General features: G+C 49.2%; 14 protein-coding genes and 1 tRNA gene. 7 read left to right on the forward strand and 8 right to left on the reverse strand.

The genetic code is table 11. From position 1 onward, the window contains the following. Positions 1 to 26: 26 nt before the first annotated feature. The gene (locus RGU75_RS03050; protein WP_322232886.1) at positions 27 to 2,783 is read right to left on the reverse strand and encodes a PD-(D/E)XK nuclease family protein; all 2,757 of its coding nucleotides are present in this window, start codon (positions 2,781 to 2,783) and stop codon (positions 27 to 29) included. A 356-nt stretch (positions 2,784 to 3,139) separates the two neighbouring features. Between RGU75_RS03050 and trxA the strand changes: the two genes are divergently transcribed. From trxA to RGU75_RS03085, 7 genes are all read left to right on the forward strand, one after another. Beyond that, positions 3,140 to 3,466 carry a thioredoxin TrxA gene (gene trxA, locus RGU75_RS03055; RefSeq protein ID WP_322232888.1) on the forward strand — a complete coding sequence of 109 codons (327 nt, stop codon included), beginning with the start codon at positions 3,140 to 3,142 and terminating at the stop codon, positions 3,464 to 3,466. Positions 3,467 to 3,637: 171 nt separating this feature from the next. After that, positions 3,638 to 4,900, forward strand: a complete 1,263-nt coding sequence (gene rho / locus RGU75_RS03060) for a transcription termination factor Rho (RefSeq protein WP_205319314.1) — start codon at positions 3,638 to 3,640, stop codon at positions 4,898 to 4,900. 448 nt (positions 4,901 to 5,348) lie between these two features. Further along, positions 5,349 to 6,647: an MFS transporter gene (locus RGU75_RS03065; protein WP_322232891.1), complete on the forward strand. Its 1,299-nt coding sequence runs from the start codon at positions 5,349 to 5,351 to the stop codon at positions 6,645 to 6,647. A 244-nt stretch (positions 6,648 to 6,891) separates the two neighbouring features. Beyond that, positions 6,892 to 7,161 (forward strand): type B 50S ribosomal protein L31, encoded by a 270-nt coding sequence (locus tag RGU75_RS03070; RefSeq protein ID WP_205319311.1) that lies wholly within the window; start codon positions 6,892 to 6,894, stop codon positions 7,159 to 7,161. 283 nt (positions 7,162 to 7,444) lie between these two features. Further along, complete coding sequence (locus RGU75_RS03075; protein WP_322240191.1) at positions 7,445 to 9,214, forward strand: glycosyltransferase; 1,770 nt, start codon at positions 7,445 to 7,447, stop codon at positions 9,212 to 9,214. A 51-nt stretch (positions 9,215 to 9,265) separates the two neighbouring features. Beyond that, entirely contained in the window at positions 9,266 to 10,663 is a 1,398-nt protein-coding gene (locus RGU75_RS03080; RefSeq protein ID WP_416186847.1) for an MATE family efflux transporter, read from the forward strand. A 118-nt stretch (positions 10,664 to 10,781) separates the two neighbouring features. Beyond that, positions 10,782 to 10,866 (forward strand) — tRNA-Leu (locus RGU75_RS03085). Between the two features lie 499 nt (positions 10,867 to 11,365). Here RGU75_RS03085 and RGU75_RS03090 read toward each other — a convergent pair. The 7 genes from RGU75_RS03090 to RGU75_RS03120 form a co-directional block, all read right to left on the reverse strand. After that, on the reverse strand, positions 11,366 to 11,686 hold the full coding sequence (locus tag RGU75_RS03090; RefSeq protein WP_322232893.1) for a hypothetical protein: 321 nt from the start codon (positions 11,684 to 11,686) through the stop codon (positions 11,366 to 11,368). Positions 11,687 to 11,760: 74 nt separating this feature from the next. Beyond that, positions 11,761 to 12,141 carry an Hsp20/alpha crystallin family protein gene (locus tag RGU75_RS03095; RefSeq protein ID WP_322232895.1) on the reverse strand — a complete coding sequence of 127 codons (381 nt, stop codon included), beginning with the start codon at positions 12,139 to 12,141 and terminating at the stop codon, positions 11,761 to 11,763. Between the two features lie 28 nt (positions 12,142 to 12,169). After that, on the reverse strand, positions 12,170 to 12,634 hold the full coding sequence (locus tag RGU75_RS03100; protein ID WP_322232897.1) for an Hsp20/alpha crystallin family protein: 465 nt from the start codon (positions 12,632 to 12,634) through the stop codon (positions 12,170 to 12,172). A gap of 988 nt (positions 12,635 to 13,622) precedes the next feature. Further along, positions 13,623 to 13,874, reverse strand: a complete 252-nt coding sequence (locus tag RGU75_RS03105; RefSeq protein WP_322232899.1) for a hypothetical protein — start codon at positions 13,872 to 13,874, stop codon at positions 13,623 to 13,625. A gap of 136 nt (positions 13,875 to 14,010) precedes the next feature. Continuing rightward, a complete protein-coding gene (locus RGU75_RS03110) occupies positions 14,011 to 14,367 on the reverse strand; it encodes a hypothetical protein (RefSeq protein ID WP_322232901.1) in 357 nt (118 codons plus the stop codon). 797 nt (positions 14,368 to 15,164) lie between these two features. Further along, positions 15,165 to 16,379, reverse strand: a complete 1,215-nt coding sequence (locus RGU75_RS03115; protein WP_322232903.1) for a CoA transferase — start codon at positions 16,377 to 16,379, stop codon at positions 15,165 to 15,167. A gap of 3 nt (positions 16,380 to 16,382) precedes the next feature. Continuing rightward, complete coding sequence (locus RGU75_RS03120) at positions 16,383 to 17,258, reverse strand: cyclase family protein (RefSeq protein WP_322232905.1); 876 nt, start codon at positions 17,256 to 17,258, stop codon at positions 16,383 to 16,385. Positions 17,259 to 17,269: the final 11 nt, after the last annotated feature.

The following is a 17,269-nucleotide window of genomic DNA, read 5'->3' on the forward strand; positions in this document are numbered from 1 at the left end:
TATTGATGTTGGAGTGAGGTCATCCATTACCATGCCCCTTTGCGGCACAAACCACGTACATCGCAATACTGACATACCGACTCGGCACCATTGGCGACCATTGGTGCGCCATCGGAAATCGCCTGCATTGTGTCCTTAATATGCTCTTCCAACATTTTTTGCGCCTGTGCATAATCTTGTGCCACTACATCACCGATTTTGTCCTTGGTGATTTCAAGTGCCACGTAATGTGCGGCGTCCACCGACACGTCTGATAACAAACCATAGAATGCCAATTGATGATCTTCATGGTCTTTTAATTTCTTGTTTAATACGGCAATACTATTCGATTTATAATCCAGCACGGCGCGTTCGCCAGCATCGTTTTGATCAATCCGATCCACGCGTCCGTGTAACGTTATTTCGCCCGTTCGCAATGGCAATATTTTTTCATAAGCCTGTTCGCCAAAAACAAAATTCCACCCATTCGCTTCGCGCTCGTTAGCCCACATTACGTAGGCAGAAATCACTTTCTGCCAACGTGCATAATAGCCGAGCGCCGCCGCATTTTTGGCAATCACCTTGTCGAATAATTGCTGCGATATATCGACCAATACAGCAACCCGCTGATCATGGTTATTGGCAATCGCCTCATCGCGAATTGTTTCGTGATAGGTTTCCAAAATCTGATGTAACCAACCGCCGTAATCCCGCTTTTCCGGCATATCGGAAAGTTCATCAAGGGAAGTCAATCGCAACATCCGTTGCGCAAAAAATTGATACGGGCAAGATACGAAACTGTTGTAGCCACTAGAAGATAAACGCGTGGGACGCAACGCGCTAGCAACTGGTGCCGGCATCGCTGCCGGGATCTCGAGCAAACTGCGCTCGACAATCGGCGCCCGATGACGCGGTAACGACGCTGCACCCGACCGCGCCAGCGTCAGTTCCAGCCGCTCAATCCACGGGCTTACGGGATTTGGCTCGCCATCCTGATGCGCTTGCCAGGACAACACAACCAACGGATTCATCGCCAGCAACTCTGCTACATCGCGCATTTGCTGGCGCTGACGACTTTCACGTGTCGCCAGATTTAACTCGCGTCGGACAGTATTCGCAAAAAACAGCGTCTCCTGGGGTTGCGAAGGAAGATGACTGCTATCAGCACCAACCATCAACACCGCATCAAAGTGTCGCAAACGCGCACCGTTCAGTGGAAGCATCACCACGCGTCGATCGATGGCGGGACTGATGAAGCTGGTCTCATCCATTTGCAGGTTGACCAATGCCCGCCATTCTGAAAATGAGAATAAGGCATCACCTCCTTCATCATCCTCCATGCCAGCAATATTTTGCAGCATCTGCAAAACCTGTTGACCGGCAGGATCAGCGTTCAGTGCACTTGTCATGCCGAGCACCTCGAACACCGTTCCCGTATTGATCCACCCGCGCAGCGTTTTGCGGCCAGCATATAAGTTCGCTTGCTGCGCCAGCGTGGCAACCATTTTTTGCGCGTCAGGAAGATCAGTCAGCGCATAAATGACACTATTCCATTCACCCAGTACATTCGCCCTTCGCAGTGCGATTTCGACCGCCATTACCTGCGCCGATTTATCAGGCATATCAGCCAATGCAAATGGCGACTTCAAAAAATCCAGCAGCGCGGTTGTTTCACCGCGTTGGGTGACAACATCAAACCAGGCAGCGATAGCCGATGCCGCGCGCGTGGTCGACAACTTCCAGCCAGTCTCATCAGCAACGTGAACCTGTGCCCGTTCCAGCAAAGCACGTATCCGCCGTGCAACGACACGATCTTGCGCCACGATCGCCAGTTGCGTTTTACCTGCGTGCAACCAGTCAAGTACCGTCTGCGCACCCTGCACGGCCTCGTCTTCGATACTTTGCGCTGCGCATAGGGCGATACCCGGCGGCAATGCAACATTAAATTCTGCCGACGCAAATAAGTCGTCCGGAGGTGTCGGAAGCTGGCTCTCGGGCGTCGCCGCGACATCAATCAACTCCGGCCATGCAGTGGTATATGCCGAGGCGATAGTGTCAACGCGCCAGTCAAGTGAAATCTGCAAAACGGGCTGATATTGTGCGTAAGCCTGCAAAAATGCGCGTTCCATCGGCTCCGGCTCGACCGAACTAATCCATGCTAACGGTGAGTTGGCCTGCGCTGCAAATCGCAGCATTTGACCAAAACGCACTGCAAGCGCATCGTCGCCATCGAGCTGACTTTTCCAGATTGACCAGACCAGTTCGGTCTCGTCGGACAGTAGCTCGCGAGAACTCGGCGTCAATTCTTCAAGCGCAGTCTGCCAGCGCTGCGCAACGTCGCTCGCATCCTGCATCGACGGCAGCAAGGCCTGCGTCAACTCATCTGATAGGGATAACAGCGTTTGCGCCAACGGTAGCAAATCGGTATTTCGCCTCGCGGTAAATATTTTTTTCAGCCAGGCATGCTGTCGTAACTCCGAATACAACCGCATCAACCGTTCACTACCTGCGCTGGCGATAGGAGCATTCAACGCTGGCGGTAAGGTATCAAGCAGGGCTGATAAGGTATTAATCCGCGGCGGTACAAATGCACCCGGTAGTGCGCTCGCCAGTGCCGCTCTTAACAGATGCGCGTGCGCAAATGCCGGAACGACCACTCGCCAGGCAGACAGATCACGATTATTTTCGCCTCCGCTTTCAAGCGAGGCTGCCGATAAAGCACGCGCCACTTCCGGCCAAAACGCGTTGGAAGGCGGAATAGAGTGCAACGTCAAGCGGGATTTTAATAAAGACGGTGGCAACATGGACTCACAAAAAATAAGGTGTGGATGAAGCCAGCCACGCAAGAAATCTGCGGTGCTGCTCGTTTTAGCAACAATTGTTTTGCATTTTATGCGAGCAATCGGTGAATATAAGTAAAAAATAAGCAAAAAAAGAAGATCGTAGTCTCCCCTTTTTATTAAAATCGGTTATGATTTAACGAACACCCCGCCGCAACACCATCTAATCACACCCGCAAAACTTGAAGTCCCGCACGGCGCCCCCACTTATTCATTAGAATAGGGACCCAACGCGGGATCCAACGCAGGTAAGCCGCCCAGGTGAACAGATAAGTTGACTTGGTACACAATCATTTTTTTTCCCTCTTCCAGAGGAACTCATGAGCGAAAACATTAAACATATTACCGATGCATCCTTTGAACTAGATGTGCTTAAATCAGACAAACCCGTATTGGTCGATTTTTGGGCCGAATGGTGTGGTCCATGCAAAATGATTGCACCCATTCTGGAAGAAGTCGCCAAAGAATACGACGGCAAAATCCTGATCGCCAAGATGGACGTTGATGCCAATCAGGCAGTACCTGCCAAATTTGGTATTCGCGGTATTCCAACGTTGATTCTGTTCAAAAATGGTGTTGCCGCTGCTCAAAAGGTAGGCGCTTTAGCAAAAGGGCAGTTAACATCTTTCATCGATAGCAATATTTGATGTAAACTAGTCGACATTGCGGTGGTGCGCCCGCGCCGCCGCTTATATTTTCAGAGATACAGTACAATTTAAGTACGAGTAATGTAGAGACACAGTACAAGCAAGATACTACTCACACCACGAAGTCCCCTCCCCCACCAGACAATTCCCACCCCGGGATACTCATATACTATGCATTTATCCGAATTAAAGGCGCTACACGTCTCAGCACTGCTAGAAATGGCAATTGGCCTAGACATTGATAACGCCGCGCGCTTGCGCAAACAAGAACTGATGTTCGCCATTTTGAAAAAACGCGCGAAATCAGGAGAACAAATTTTTGGCGATGGCGCGCTTGAAGTCCTGCCTGATGGCTTTGGCTTTCTGCGCTCGCCCGACGCCAGTTACATGGCGTCCACTGACGACATTTATATCTCGCCCTCACAAATCCGCCGTTTCAATTTACACACCGGCGATTCGATTGAAGGCGAGGTCCGCACACCGAAAGATGGCGAACGCTATTTCGCACTGGTCAAAGTTGACAAGGTCAACGGCGAATCACCAGAAGCGTCGAAACACCGCATTCTGTTTGAAAACCTGACGCCACTGCATCCGAACAAGCCACTTCCGCTAGAGCGCGATATGCGCGGTGAAGAAAACATTACGGGTCGCATCATCGATATGATCGCGCCTATCGGTAAAGGCCAACGCGGTTTGTTGGTGGCATCGCCAAAATCCGGTAAATCGGTCATGCTGCAACACATTGCGCATGCGATTACGACCAACCATCCCGACACTGTGATGATCGTCTTGCTGATCGACGAGCGTCCTGAAGAAGTGACCGAAATGCAGCGCTCAGTGCGCGGTGAAGTCGTCGCGTCGACTTTCGATGAACCCGCAACTCGCCACGTTCAGGTTGCTGAAATGGTGCTTGAAAAAGCCAAGCGCCTCGTTGAGATGAAAAAAGACGTTGTGATTCTGCTGGATTCGATCACCCGTCTGGCCCGTGCTTACAATACCGTGATCCCTGCTTCCGGCAAGGTATTGACCGGTGGTGTTGATGCAAATGCACTACAACGTCCAAAACGTTTCTTTGGCGCGGCCCGTAACATCGAAGAAGGCGGCTCGCTGACCATCATCGCAACGGCGCTTATCGAAACCGGTAGCCGCATGGATGACGTGATTTACGAAGAGTTCAAAGGTACCGGTAACATGGAGGTCCACCTTGAGCGTCGCCTTGCAGAAAAACGCGTTTATCCGTCGATTAATCTGAACAAATCCGGCACCCGCCGTGAAGAATTGCTAATCAAGCCAGATCAGCTGCAAAAAATCTGGGTATTGCGCAAGTTGCTGTATAGCATGGATGAAATCGAAGCGATGGAATTCATCCTCGACAAAATCAAATCAACGAAGACCAATCTGGAATTCTTCGACATGATGCGACGCGGTAACTAATCAATTGGATCAATTTGGGCCTTCGTCATAACTGATGACAATAAGCTCAAATCGAAACAATTGAAGCAAAATGTGTAAAGGGTCTGACATGCGAAAGCTTGCCGGACCCTTTTTTGTAACTGCAATCTGCTAACCAACATTTTACCAAATCGGCCTGAGGCCATGAAGAGCGGCTAAAAAACTCTTAAACCCAAGCAATTTTTTCTATTGCCTGTAGACATAATCGACCGATGAGAACAGAATTATGGAACGTGCAAACACGCAGTTTTAATTAACAAATAACTAACAGCAAGAGACCTTAAGAAGTTCAAGAATGCCATCCTCGCATTACTCGTTAAACAATATCCTCATTTGAAGATCGAAAACTCACCTCTTGGCCTCGGTATTCCCAACGGCTAAGTAAAACAACAATACTAATCTTCAACTTTAATTTTCTGGCGGAAAAAACATGACAATCACCAAGTCCAGCCCATCAAAAGTCGCTACCGTCCTGCGCGTTACCAGCGGTAACTTCATGGAAATGTTCGATTTTTTCCTCTTTGGGTTCTACGCAACGTACATCGCAAAGACCTTTTTTCCTGCGAGTGATGAATTTGCATCACTGATGCTGACTTTTATGACCTTTGGCGCAGGATTTTTGATGCGTCCTTTAGGAGCAATCATTCTGGGTGCATACGTTGACCGCATTGGCCGACGCAAAGGGTTGATCGTTACCCTCGCACTCATGGCAATCGGCACCATGCTGATCGCCTTTGTTCCTGGCTACGCCACCATCGGCTATCTGGCTCCATTTCTGGTGTTAGTCGGTCGCCTTCTCCAGGGCTTTTCTGCTGGTGTTGAACTTGGCGGCGTTTCTGTCTACCTGTCCGAAATGGCAACTCCCGGTCGCAAGGGATTTTATGTTAGTTGGCAATCGGCAAGCCAACAAGTCGCGATCATTTTCGCTGCAGCCCTCGGTTATGGCCTTCAGGTCTGGCTTCAGCCCGCTCAAATCGCTGACTGGGGCTGGCGCATCCCATTCTTTATCGGTTGCATGATCGTGCCTGTATTGTTTGTCATACGCCGCTCGCTGCAGGAAACAGAAGAATTTTTGGCCCGTAAGACGAAACCGAACATGCGCGAGATTTTGCGCTCGATGGTCGATAACTGGGGTCTTGTGGTGGCTGGCATGATGCTGGTATCGATGACAACCGTCTCGTTCTACCTCATCACCGTCTACACACCGACATTCGGTAAATCGGTGTTGAAACTCAGCACCACAGACGCGTTGGTTGTCACCTTTTGCATCGGTATCTCCAACTTTATCTGGCTCCCGATAATGGGCGCATTATCTGATCGCATAGGTCGCCGTCCTTTACTGCTGGTATTTACGGTCCTTACCATCCTCACCGCCTATCCAACCTTATCCTGGCTGGTCGCAGCACCGAGTTTTGAGCGGATGCTGATTGTTGAGTTATGGTTGTCATTTTTATATGCAAGTTACAATGGTGCGATGGTCGTAGCACTGACCGAAGTCATGCCGGTGGATGTCCGTACTGTTGGTTTTTCTCTGGCGTATAGCCTTGCAACTGCCATTTTTGGTGGTTTTACACCAGCGATTGCGACTGGCTTGATTCAAATGACCGGTAACAAAGCTGCGCCGGGTCTGTGGATGAGCTTTGCCGCCATCTGTGGTCTGATCGCAACACTGGTACTGTATCGAAAAAGTGGCAACCAACGCACATCGGCAGTAAAAGCATCAGCCTGAGTCGACAGGCGCTAACAAGGCGCTTCGTTAATCTTGCAAGATAAAAAGAAGGTAGCACTCGGGGCTGACCGCAATTTGTTGCCGGTCAGCCTATGAATTCGCTCCTCATGACTGAATCCACAGAATACATGTCGTTTTACTGTATAATCGCGTGTTTTCCACCTTGGCAAGTGATCGACAATCGGGTCAAGAAGCATGGCGACCGACGAAGTGACGATTGGCTACCGAATTTTTAGAGGCAATTATGAAAGACGGCATTCACCCAAATTATCGTGAAGTTTTATTCCAAGACATGTCTTGCGATTTTAAATTCGTCACACGTTCGACTATTCAAACACGCGAAACAGCAAACTTCGAAGGTAAAGACTATCCTCTAGTGAAGATTGAAGTTTCTTCGGAATCGCACCCGTTCTACACTGGTCAACATAAAATCGTTGATACAGCTGGTCGTGTCGACAAATTCCGTAAGAAATTCGGTACTGTTGGTTCGAAAACATCCGTCGCTGCAGGTTAATTCCTATCAGCGTAGTCGATGTTTCAAAAAGGCAGCTATGGCTGCCTTTTTTAATTTCAGCAACGCATTCCTCATCCAATGCATTGCCACTTGCAAGTGATGTCTGGCAAGGCTAGTTGAAGTCAACTGATACTGGCAAAACGTAAGCGATAGTAAGTGATGTCTCACGCAACCAGCGAATCGCTATAATTGCCAAAGACTTTCTACCCGATACGCTGTGCCCTATGCCGTTTTTGCGGCACAATACTCCCCCAACTTACTATTCTCATAAAGCCATATCGTGATGAAGCCAGTCCGCCTTCCCGCTTCTGCCACCAGCGCATTGCCACGCTGGGGATTATGGGCGCTTGGTCTACTCTATATATTGCCCGGCTTGTTTGGTCGCGACCCGTGGAAAAATGAGGATGCATCGAGCTTTGGGATCATGTGGACCATGGCGCACGGCAGCTTCAATACGTGGCTGGCACCACAAATCGCGGGTTTACCTATGCCAGGAGAAAGCCCGTTAACCTTTTGGATTGGTGCCATCTGCATCAAATTATTCGGCTGGTTATTAGGCGATCCATTGGCAGCCCGGCTGTCCACGATTATTTTCTTTTTAATTGGCTCACTATCTGTTTGGCATGCCACGTACTTGCTAGGACGCCGCAGTGAAGCGCAGCCGCTTCGACTGGCATTTGGCGGCCAACCCGAGCCAAGGGACTTTGGTCGCACGCTCGCGGATGGCGCGTTCCTCATTTATCTGGGATGTTTGGGGCTGCTATTACACAGCCACGAAACGACCGCAAAAAGCCTGCAGATGTCGCTGGTTGCCTATGCCATCTATCTCGCTGTCCGTTTGTTCGATGCGCCTGCCACCGGATCAAGTACAAAACCATCCAACACCGAAAATCCGAATTCCTTAGCACTCCATAGCGCAGCATTACTCGGCATAGCACTTGGTCTACTGACGTTGACCCGTGGTTGGGGTGTCCCGGTTGCTATCCTTGCAGGCTTAATCGGCCTTGCTCTGTTACGTCAAAAATCTATCGCCATACACCTGCTATGCGTCACTTTACCGGTCGCTATCGCGATTAGTGGCGCATGGTTCGTCGCTGGATATTATTACCTCCCCGAAGGTAATAATTACGCCTTATGGCAAGAACAAAATCTGCAGCAATTCGGCTGGCCGTCGTTACACGCTTTCGCCTATTACTTCAAATATGGCATTTGGTTCGCATGGCCCGCGTGGCCGTTCGCTGGCTGGGCTGTCTACGCCTGGCGTCAACAACGCAAAGCGCTCCATATCGCGCTACCCCTCGCATTCTTTATCAGTCTGAGCGTCATGATGTTGCTGATGCCACGGCCTGATGAAGGCGTGTTGTTGCCACTGTTACCAGCGCTCGTAATTCTGGCAGCGTTTGGCTTGCCGACCATGAAGCGTGGTGCCATTAATGCGGTTGACTGGTTCTCCGTGATGACACTCAGCACCTGCGCCGCGTTCATCTGGATCGGATGGATTGCTAAAGAAACCGGTTGGCCCGCACAAATTGCCAAAAATGCTTACAAGCTGGCTCCAGGATTCAAACCCGGCTTTAATCTGACCGCCGTCGTCATTGCCGCTCTCGGCTCAATCTGTTGGATTCTGTTGGTTAACTGGCGTCTTTCAAGACGACCGGCGGTACTCTGGCGCGCCGTAGTATTGTCATCCGGCGGCGTCGTATTATGCTGGTTATTACTGATGACACTATGGCTACCGTGGATCAACTACGGCAAAAGTTATGCCGGTGTCGCTGAGCAAATCAACACGCATTTACCAACGGTCAAACAATGTGTCGATACCAATGTGGGTCCGGCGCAACGCGCCTCGTTTGCCTATTTTGGTAGCGTCCCTTTTTCCGCTTTAAGCCAGGAGCGCTGCGACTATTTGCTTTATCAAGATAACAACAGAACCAAATCCGACGATGCCGCCATTAAACGCGCCTTTGGCGGTCGCTGGAAATTACTTTGGACCGGACGACGCCCATCGGATCGTGATGAACGTTTCCGCTTATATCAACGCGTTGGTAACTAAGCAGCCGCCCCCTACCATTAGCCGAACATACTATTAACCAACGAGCAGAACATTACACTTTCATTCCTTCATCAAGCTAAAACGCGTCTCGGCCGCTCTAACACAGTCCGCATCGCCAAGCTGGCGTGGCCCATCCTCATCGGGCAATTGGCGATTGTATTGAACGGGGTCATCGACACCGCCATGACATCACGATATTCCGCGACTGATCTCGCCGCCCTGGCGTTGGGTAGCGCGATCTATGTCAGTGTATTCGTCGGTCTAAGCGGCGTTCTGCAAGCACTTTCACCCATTATCGGTCAGTTATATGGTGGACAACGGATGGCGGAAATCGGCTATCAAGTCAAACAAGGTACATGGCTCGCCCTCTTCTTGTCGTTGCTCGGCTGCGTCGTACTACTATTTCCACAGCCTTTTTTATCAATCGCCCATGCGTCACCTTTGCTCAGTGAAAAAGCCACGCTATATCTACAAATTCTTGCGTTAGCGCTACCTGCAACACTCGGCTTTAATGTCTATTCAGCGCTCAACACTGCCGTTGCCAGACCCAAGATGGTGATGGCAATCAAACTCATCGGGGTCCTACTAAAATTTCCTCTGAACGCGTTGTTCATATTCGGTGGTTTTGGCATTCCTGCACTCGGCGGCCCGGGCTGCGCCATTGCTACGACTCTCATTGCATGGCTGATGCTATTGATTGGCTGGATGATCCTGCGCCACAATAGTTTTTACACACCATTTGCTCTGTTCCACAGCGGTTTTGTCAAACCACACTGGCGTGCACAACGTGCCTTATTAAAACTAGGCATCCCGACCGGCTTGAGCTATTTCATTGAAGTGACAGCGTTTACCTTCATGGCGATTTTTATCGCAAGACTGGGAGAGACCGCGATCGCAGGACATCAAATCACTGCCAACTTCGCCACGGTGCTTTACATGCTGCCGTTATCCATTGCAATTGCTACAGGAATCCTGGTAGCACAAGCGATCGGCGCAAAGGAGCTCGATCACGCGCAACGGATAGGCTATTCCGGGATTCGTCTGGCAGCGCTCTGTTCGGCAAGTCTGGGCCTCATCATCTGGTTGCTACGCGAGACAATTATTCGCGCCTACACACCCAACGAAACCATCATCGCAGCCGCCATGCCGCTATTTATATTCATTGGCTTCTATCAATTATTCGATGCGATACAGTGCAGTACCGCTTTTGTTTTACGCGCCTATAAAGTCGCCATTATTCCGACGATTATTTACGCGTTTTCGCTGTGGGGAGTTGGCTTGGTATCCGGCTACATTTTGGGCCTGAATCCGTTCGGCATAAGTCCTCCCGCCTTGCATGGCGCATCGGGATTCTGGATGGGAAACAGCGCAAGCATTGCCTTGGTCGCCGTAAGCCTGCTGTTTTATTTACACACAGTGCAGCGCCGTGCCAAACAGCAACGGCTTTAATTTCACGCAGCAAAATGGCGAAAAATATCGCGTTAATCATTTATCCGATAAAAAACCTATTTGATTGCTCAAAGCTATTGATCTGACGCACCAAATAAGTCATAATGCTGCACGCGTTGCCGAGATGGCGGAATAGGTAGACGCACGGGACTCAAAATCCCGCGCTGTAAGGCGTGCCGGTTCGATTCCGGCTCTCGGCACCAAGAAACATAGTAGTAGGTCAGCATAAAGCGTCGCAAACCAAGTAAACACTGGTTCTGCGACGTTTTTGCATTCCGGCCTAAAATCTTAAAATATTCCTAAGAATTGTTTTTTTACTTTAATCTCTTACGAAAATATCATGTAAAGATTGCGAATGACTAGCGTCACCCTGGAGCAAACCATGCATGAAATTTATAACGTTCAGGTCTATAAATCGCCCATGTGCCTTCGCAATCTACATTCATTACCTGACGCCGTGGTGCAGCACTTTCAGCCGCAATTTCTAGGTATCCCAAGATCGTTGATCAGGCGCTTTCATGAATATTCTTGATCAAACTTTAAATAAGATTGATCGAGCGTGCTGCAAATGGCCATTAGTGGGAATGATCCAGATACCGCAAAGTCGAGATGCGTACTAGGTCGCAGATCAAGCCAGTGTCCAAAATGCATGTTTGTTTAGCCCTGCACCTCAATCGGAATTCTCTTACGCTTTCCGTCATGTTACTCACTCGGGAACTTTGGCTGCCTCATCAGCATCGCATCTTCCACTCCGCTCACTTCCTGGATTTTCTTCAATAGTCGCCGGCATGTGCGCATTTCCCTTGAGTTTGCTAGCTCTGTTGCAGTATTAAGGGAACGCTCAATTTCGATCATGCGTAGTAAGTTGCTATTGAGTTGATGCGTTAATTCGAATGACTCCAGCGCCAATTCTTCCAACTCAAGAAGCTGATCTGACTTACTTTCAAATAAGTGCCGATAATGAATATGGCGCAGTTTTCGTTTGATTGTTTTAACTATCTCTGGGAGTAATAAGGTGCGCATTTCGCTCCTCCCCGATATACCCCCGACACGAAGGTCAGGGGCAAATAAGTTAATCACATACAACCATTAGATCGCTACAAAATGTTCACTTCGATTCTTCGCGGTTTGGCTTGTTCGAGCTTCGGCATGTGAAGCGTCAGGACTCCGTCATTAATGGATGCAGCAATTTGCGCCGCATCCAGTTCGCGGCTTAAAGTAAAAGTGCGCTTGTAATGTGCCGCCCGAATTTCGGCATAGACTGGCGCTACGGTTTCCCCCTCTCCTAAAGTTAAGGCGCCCTCAATGATTAGCAGGTCCGCATCTACTCGAATCGCTAGGTTTTCTTTGGTGACGCCTGGCAAGTCGGCTGTGAGCGTGATGCCATTTTCATCCTCGATTACATCAACGAGCGGAAATAAGGATTTTTCATCGTTGATATTGGACTTGTACTGCGCTAGTTCTTGTTTGGTATCCATGTCGAATCCTCCTCTCGATAACAATCGGTTAAATAACGTTATGCACTTCGATGCGGCGGGATTTCGTAGATTCTCGCTTCGCAATGACGACACGCAGCACCCCGTTTTTGTACGTAGCATTGACATGCTCGGCGTCTACATCTTCTGGCAGGCTAATGACGCGTTTAAATGCGCCATTGAAACGCTCACGAGCATATATGCTCAGTTTTTCCTGCCGGTCCGCGGGCACCGCGCTTTTGCGTTCACCTGCGATGATGAGCAGCCCTTTATCGACGGTGAGTTCTAGTTTAGAGGTATCAATCCCGGGTGCTAATGCGTAGATTTCTATGGCGTCATCAGTAGTGCACATATTGATGGACGGAAACGTGCCACGACGTACCGCACGAATACTGGAAGGCGAATCTACCACCCCAAAAAATTGTTCAAACTGGCGTTGAATATCGCCAAGCTCAGAAAATAAATTATTGGGAAATTGCATAGAAGACGAGAACATGATGCATCCACTCCTTTCCATTTATCAGAAAATAAATACGAAAGATTCGCTTACGACTATCGCGGAACTCTCGACCGATTGGCAAATTATCCGCTACTACGCGGATAATTCCTCCACCGCTTCCAATATAGGATCCACCTAAACGCGTTTCAAGACCCCCTATTTCAAATATGTAGCTGTTTGGACACTTGTCCATTTAAGCTTTTTATTTAAAAATTTCGCTCGCTTCTAAAGACGGCCATACCTTCGCCGGTAGCGGTTTTTTGCGCCTATGATCATTGGTAAAGGGCTGTTGAAAAAACGAGAGGAATGAGACGATAGTTAATTACTGTCTCCCAACCTGAAGGTGCAAGGAATTTTTTAATCAATAACAAAGTTTTATAGATTTACTATAAGGTAAGCCTCATATTTGCATCCGTTTAGGGTGCGGTTCCCTTGGGAAAGTTGCAAAATGGCAAATAACAATAGTATGTATAGGCCTTGATTCGAACTAACATTAGCCCTCGTCAATTTGTGTTAAAGGTTGAGCATGAAACTCTCAACTCGAGTAAGGCCCATTAGTTACCTCAAGAATCACACCAAAGCAATTATTAGGGCCATTGTGGGAAATCCTGAGCCTGTGTCACCCAAAATGGCGAAGGGAAGCTGACCATCCTGTCCGTGAAAAATTTTGAAGAACAATAAGAAACGCATGCGTATGCTTGCATTGAGCAAAGTCATCCCTGTTTTTGTTCAAAGCCAGAAATACTTCAACACACAAACGCATCAACGGCCTATCGAATGTCAATCCGATAGGCCGTCGTTTTTTTTAAACGCAGTTCTTTGGGTCTGCGTAATCAGCAACGCATCACAGTAATATTGTCCGACAGTCGCCTCACTTACTGAATGAAAGTTTGGCCCCTAAGATTGGAAGCAAACCATGCATAGACGGCGCATCGCCAAACAATACTGCGCCAAAAACTTTGCTGACCAGATAAAAATACCTGAATCAATGCTTAGTATCGGGTTTATCCATACCATCTTTGTCCATACCCTCTTTATCCATCGTGCTTTTATGCATCTTTTTCTTCATTGTCTTCTTTTTCGTCGTTGGATTGGCCATTGAACCGTTGTCCATCGCGCCGCTCGAGGATGCATCTGTCCCCATACTGCTATTTGGCATTGCAGGTGCGTTTTGAGCCATCACTGCGCCTGAACCGAAAGCCATCAATACTGCAAGACTCATAAGATATTTCTTCATTTATCGCTCCAATATAAAAACGCACACTACGAGGTGCAAACCGTCGGAGAATCATTAATATTGTGTTTCACCGAAAAAAGTAGACTCCTTGCTCAGCACCGCACACCGCGTAGCGATAGAAAAGTCACTGAATAACTTAATGATCTTTGCCGCTGAATAATTTGGAAATCAAGTAACCGGCAGCCAAGGCCATACCAACCGCTACAACCGGACTGGTGCGGACATATTGGCGTCCAGTATCCGCAAATCGTTGATAGGCAGCACTCAGTTCGCGCGTGTGTTGCGTAAGCGACTCTGTGGCGTCGGTCAGTGCGCTGGATACTTGGTCGACACTCGTGTGTGCACCATTTGCCATGCGATCAATGGCTGGCCGCACTGTGTCGGAAGCCTTATCAATCGCACTGTGAAGGTCCGCACTCTTCTCTTTAACCATGCCATTAATACCGTCACCAGTTTGGTCTACAACCTTGGTAAGCTCTGGCGTTGTGTCCATGATCTTCTCCAATATTAAAAAAATAAGATGGCATAGGTCGCGTAATTAGTCGGCTCTTAAAAGCCCACGATGGCGTAATAAAAAACGTGTCGTCTTTTAGTGCCGTAGTAGCACTTTAAGAAGCACTGCAACAGGCGCTTTAATACTCAGCAGATACTTGTGTATTAGGTATGGCATCAGATGACTTTTTCTGTTGGCCCAACTTCGTGACAGGTTTCTGGCTCCTGTATAGGTTGATGTTTGCCAGATACACATCGGGTAAATGTCACATCAACTCTCGCATCGCTGCGCTCGCACACTGTTCCCATCTTTTGTTGCGGACGCGTGATGCAAAGCCCTCACCTCACTTACTGTGACAAATCATAATAGATTACCGAATGATCACTATCAGCTAAACACTGATACTTAAGTAGGAGTTCGATAAGGATAAGGTAGGAGATTTGGTGAAAATCGCGGTAACGTGCCGACATTCAAGAGCGGATTGTGCATTTGATGTCAGTAATGCGCCTTACTCACATACGAGACCAGCCATCGCGGAAAAAAATAGGACGATGAGTGACAAATTACATCGGTGATGACAATAGGTGCGGCGCCCTGCAAAGTAACCCTTTGCAAAGTATGAGAATGAAGCCGTAAAGCGATGTACGAGCAACTTTTTCAAATTTGACAATTAAGCATAAAAAGTAGAATAAAAACAAAAAAAGTCATGCTGATTTAAAAATCAGCATGACTTAATTTACCGTCGGTAACGCAGTTACTCAATACAAGTAAAATAAAAGCGCCAACACCGTCATTGACTACAAATTGGAAGAACAAACTCCGCCCGGGGCTAGCAAGCGTTGTGCGCTTTCTTCGTCGTATTCATATTCGCGCAAAATCTCCGCACTATGCTCACCCAATCCCGGTGGCAAGCGTGTGACATCCGGTGGCGAAGCGCTCATGCGTAAAGGATTGCGTCCGATCAACAATTTACCTTCAGTCGGATGCTCTTGCACACTCCAGAAATCGACACTCTTCAAATGAGGATCTTCACGCAGGTCTTCAATGCTGTTAACTGGGGAGAACGGAATATCTTCCGGCGTCAGCAGACGTAACCATTCGGCATTGGTTTTAAGGCCTATCTGACGCTCAATCTCATCCCATACTGCACGGAAATGTTGCTGACGCGAGGCGAACAGCGTAAAACGCGGATCGTCCATTATTTCCGGCGCACCTGCCAACTCAAAGAACCGCCGCCAGTGCGAATCCGAATACGGCAGCAAAGACAAATAGCCATCAAGCGTTTTATATGGTCGGCGGGCCGCAGCCACTACGGGCGCATATCCCATGTCACCGATTGGCGGCTCAAAAATATGCCCCCATTGGTGTTCGATCATATTGAACGAGGCCATGGTTTCAAACATCGGCACTTCCACTTCCTGACCTTCTCCAGTGCGCAGACGGTGCATCATCGCGAGCACGATCGCATAAGCCGCATGGACGCCACTAATTTTGTCAGCGACAATTGTCGGGATGTAACGTGGCTGTCCTGCGACTACCTCCTGCAACATTGCCAGACCTGACGCAGCCTGAATAATGTCATCATAAGCAGGACGTCCACCATACTCACCATCGTCGCCATAACCGGTAACGTGGCAATACACCAGACCCGGATGGGTTTTGGCGAGCGTGGCGTAATCAAGCCCAAGGCGAGCGGCTGCCGGTGTGCGCATTGAGTGCAACAGCACATCCGTTTTGGCTAATAAGCGATGCAGGATTTCGCGCCCTTCCGGACGCTTCAAATCGACCACAATACTGCGCTTGCTACGATTACTTGTCAGAAAAAATGCGCCCATGCGCGGCGAACGGCGCGGTCCGATTGAGCGGGTTAAATCGCCTTCCGGTGGCTCAAGCTTGATCACATCGGCACCCATATCGCCGAGATACTGTCCCGCCACAGGGCCAAATACCATCGATGCTATTTCGAGTACGCGGATACCGTCAAGTGGCCGCTTTTTGGTAGAATTTTTCATGGTCTACAGCACCGCAACGGGAGCGAGAGGACTACCGGTAGCGCCAACAATCGGCAGCGCGCTGGCAACGAATAAGAACGCAAAACGACCGCTGGCAACCAGTGGATCAAGCATTAGGCCTTCCAACAGCGGCACGCCAAAATCGCGGATCAGTAATTGATGTACCGGAAATACTGTTCCCTTTGCAAACGGCAACACTTCTACCGCGAAGTTATCCGCACCCACCACTGCAACCTCGCGCTCAGCCAACCAGCGTCCAGCTTCGACGTCAATACCCGGCTCAACGTCAAAGGAGACATTCTTCACGCCTTTTTGCGATTCCAGCCAACCTGTGCGCAGTAATACTGCATCGCCCTGCTCTATCTGAAGACCGGCCAAAGCGGCAGCGGCTTCGAGGTCGGCGCGGCTGATCACCTCGCCCGGAACCAATACGCGTCCTTTTAAACGGACCAGATCAAGCAACACACCGCGCGTGACGATAGGTGGCATCTTTTCGACGCCTAATTTAGAAGCGCCGGTAGTGCTGCGAATAGTGTCGCTGGAAAAGCCGTTATACAGCTCGTCGTCATACCAGGCGTGGCACAACGCATCCACGTGAGTACCGATATGCAATGGCATGATGACTGAGTCTTCAGCAAACTGGAAGCCTTCAGGACGCCCCGCGCCCGCAGCATAATCACCACCATCACGGCCCATAAAATGTTGCAAACCACAACGATGAGCAGGCACCGGCGTCTTTGACGATAGCAATTGTGCAAGACGTAATACTTCACCTGTCTGCACCAATCCGGTGGCGCGGCGCACCTGATCCGGTCCGATAAAATTCAGCGCGCCACGTTCGTCGTCGTCGCCCCAGCGCTTCCATGTATTTTCAATCATCGTATTCTTTC

It is taken from the genome of Glaciimonas sp. CA11.2, from assembly GCF_034314045.1.
Classification (GTDB): domain Bacteria; phylum Pseudomonadota; class Gammaproteobacteria; order Burkholderiales; family Burkholderiaceae_D; genus Glaciimonas.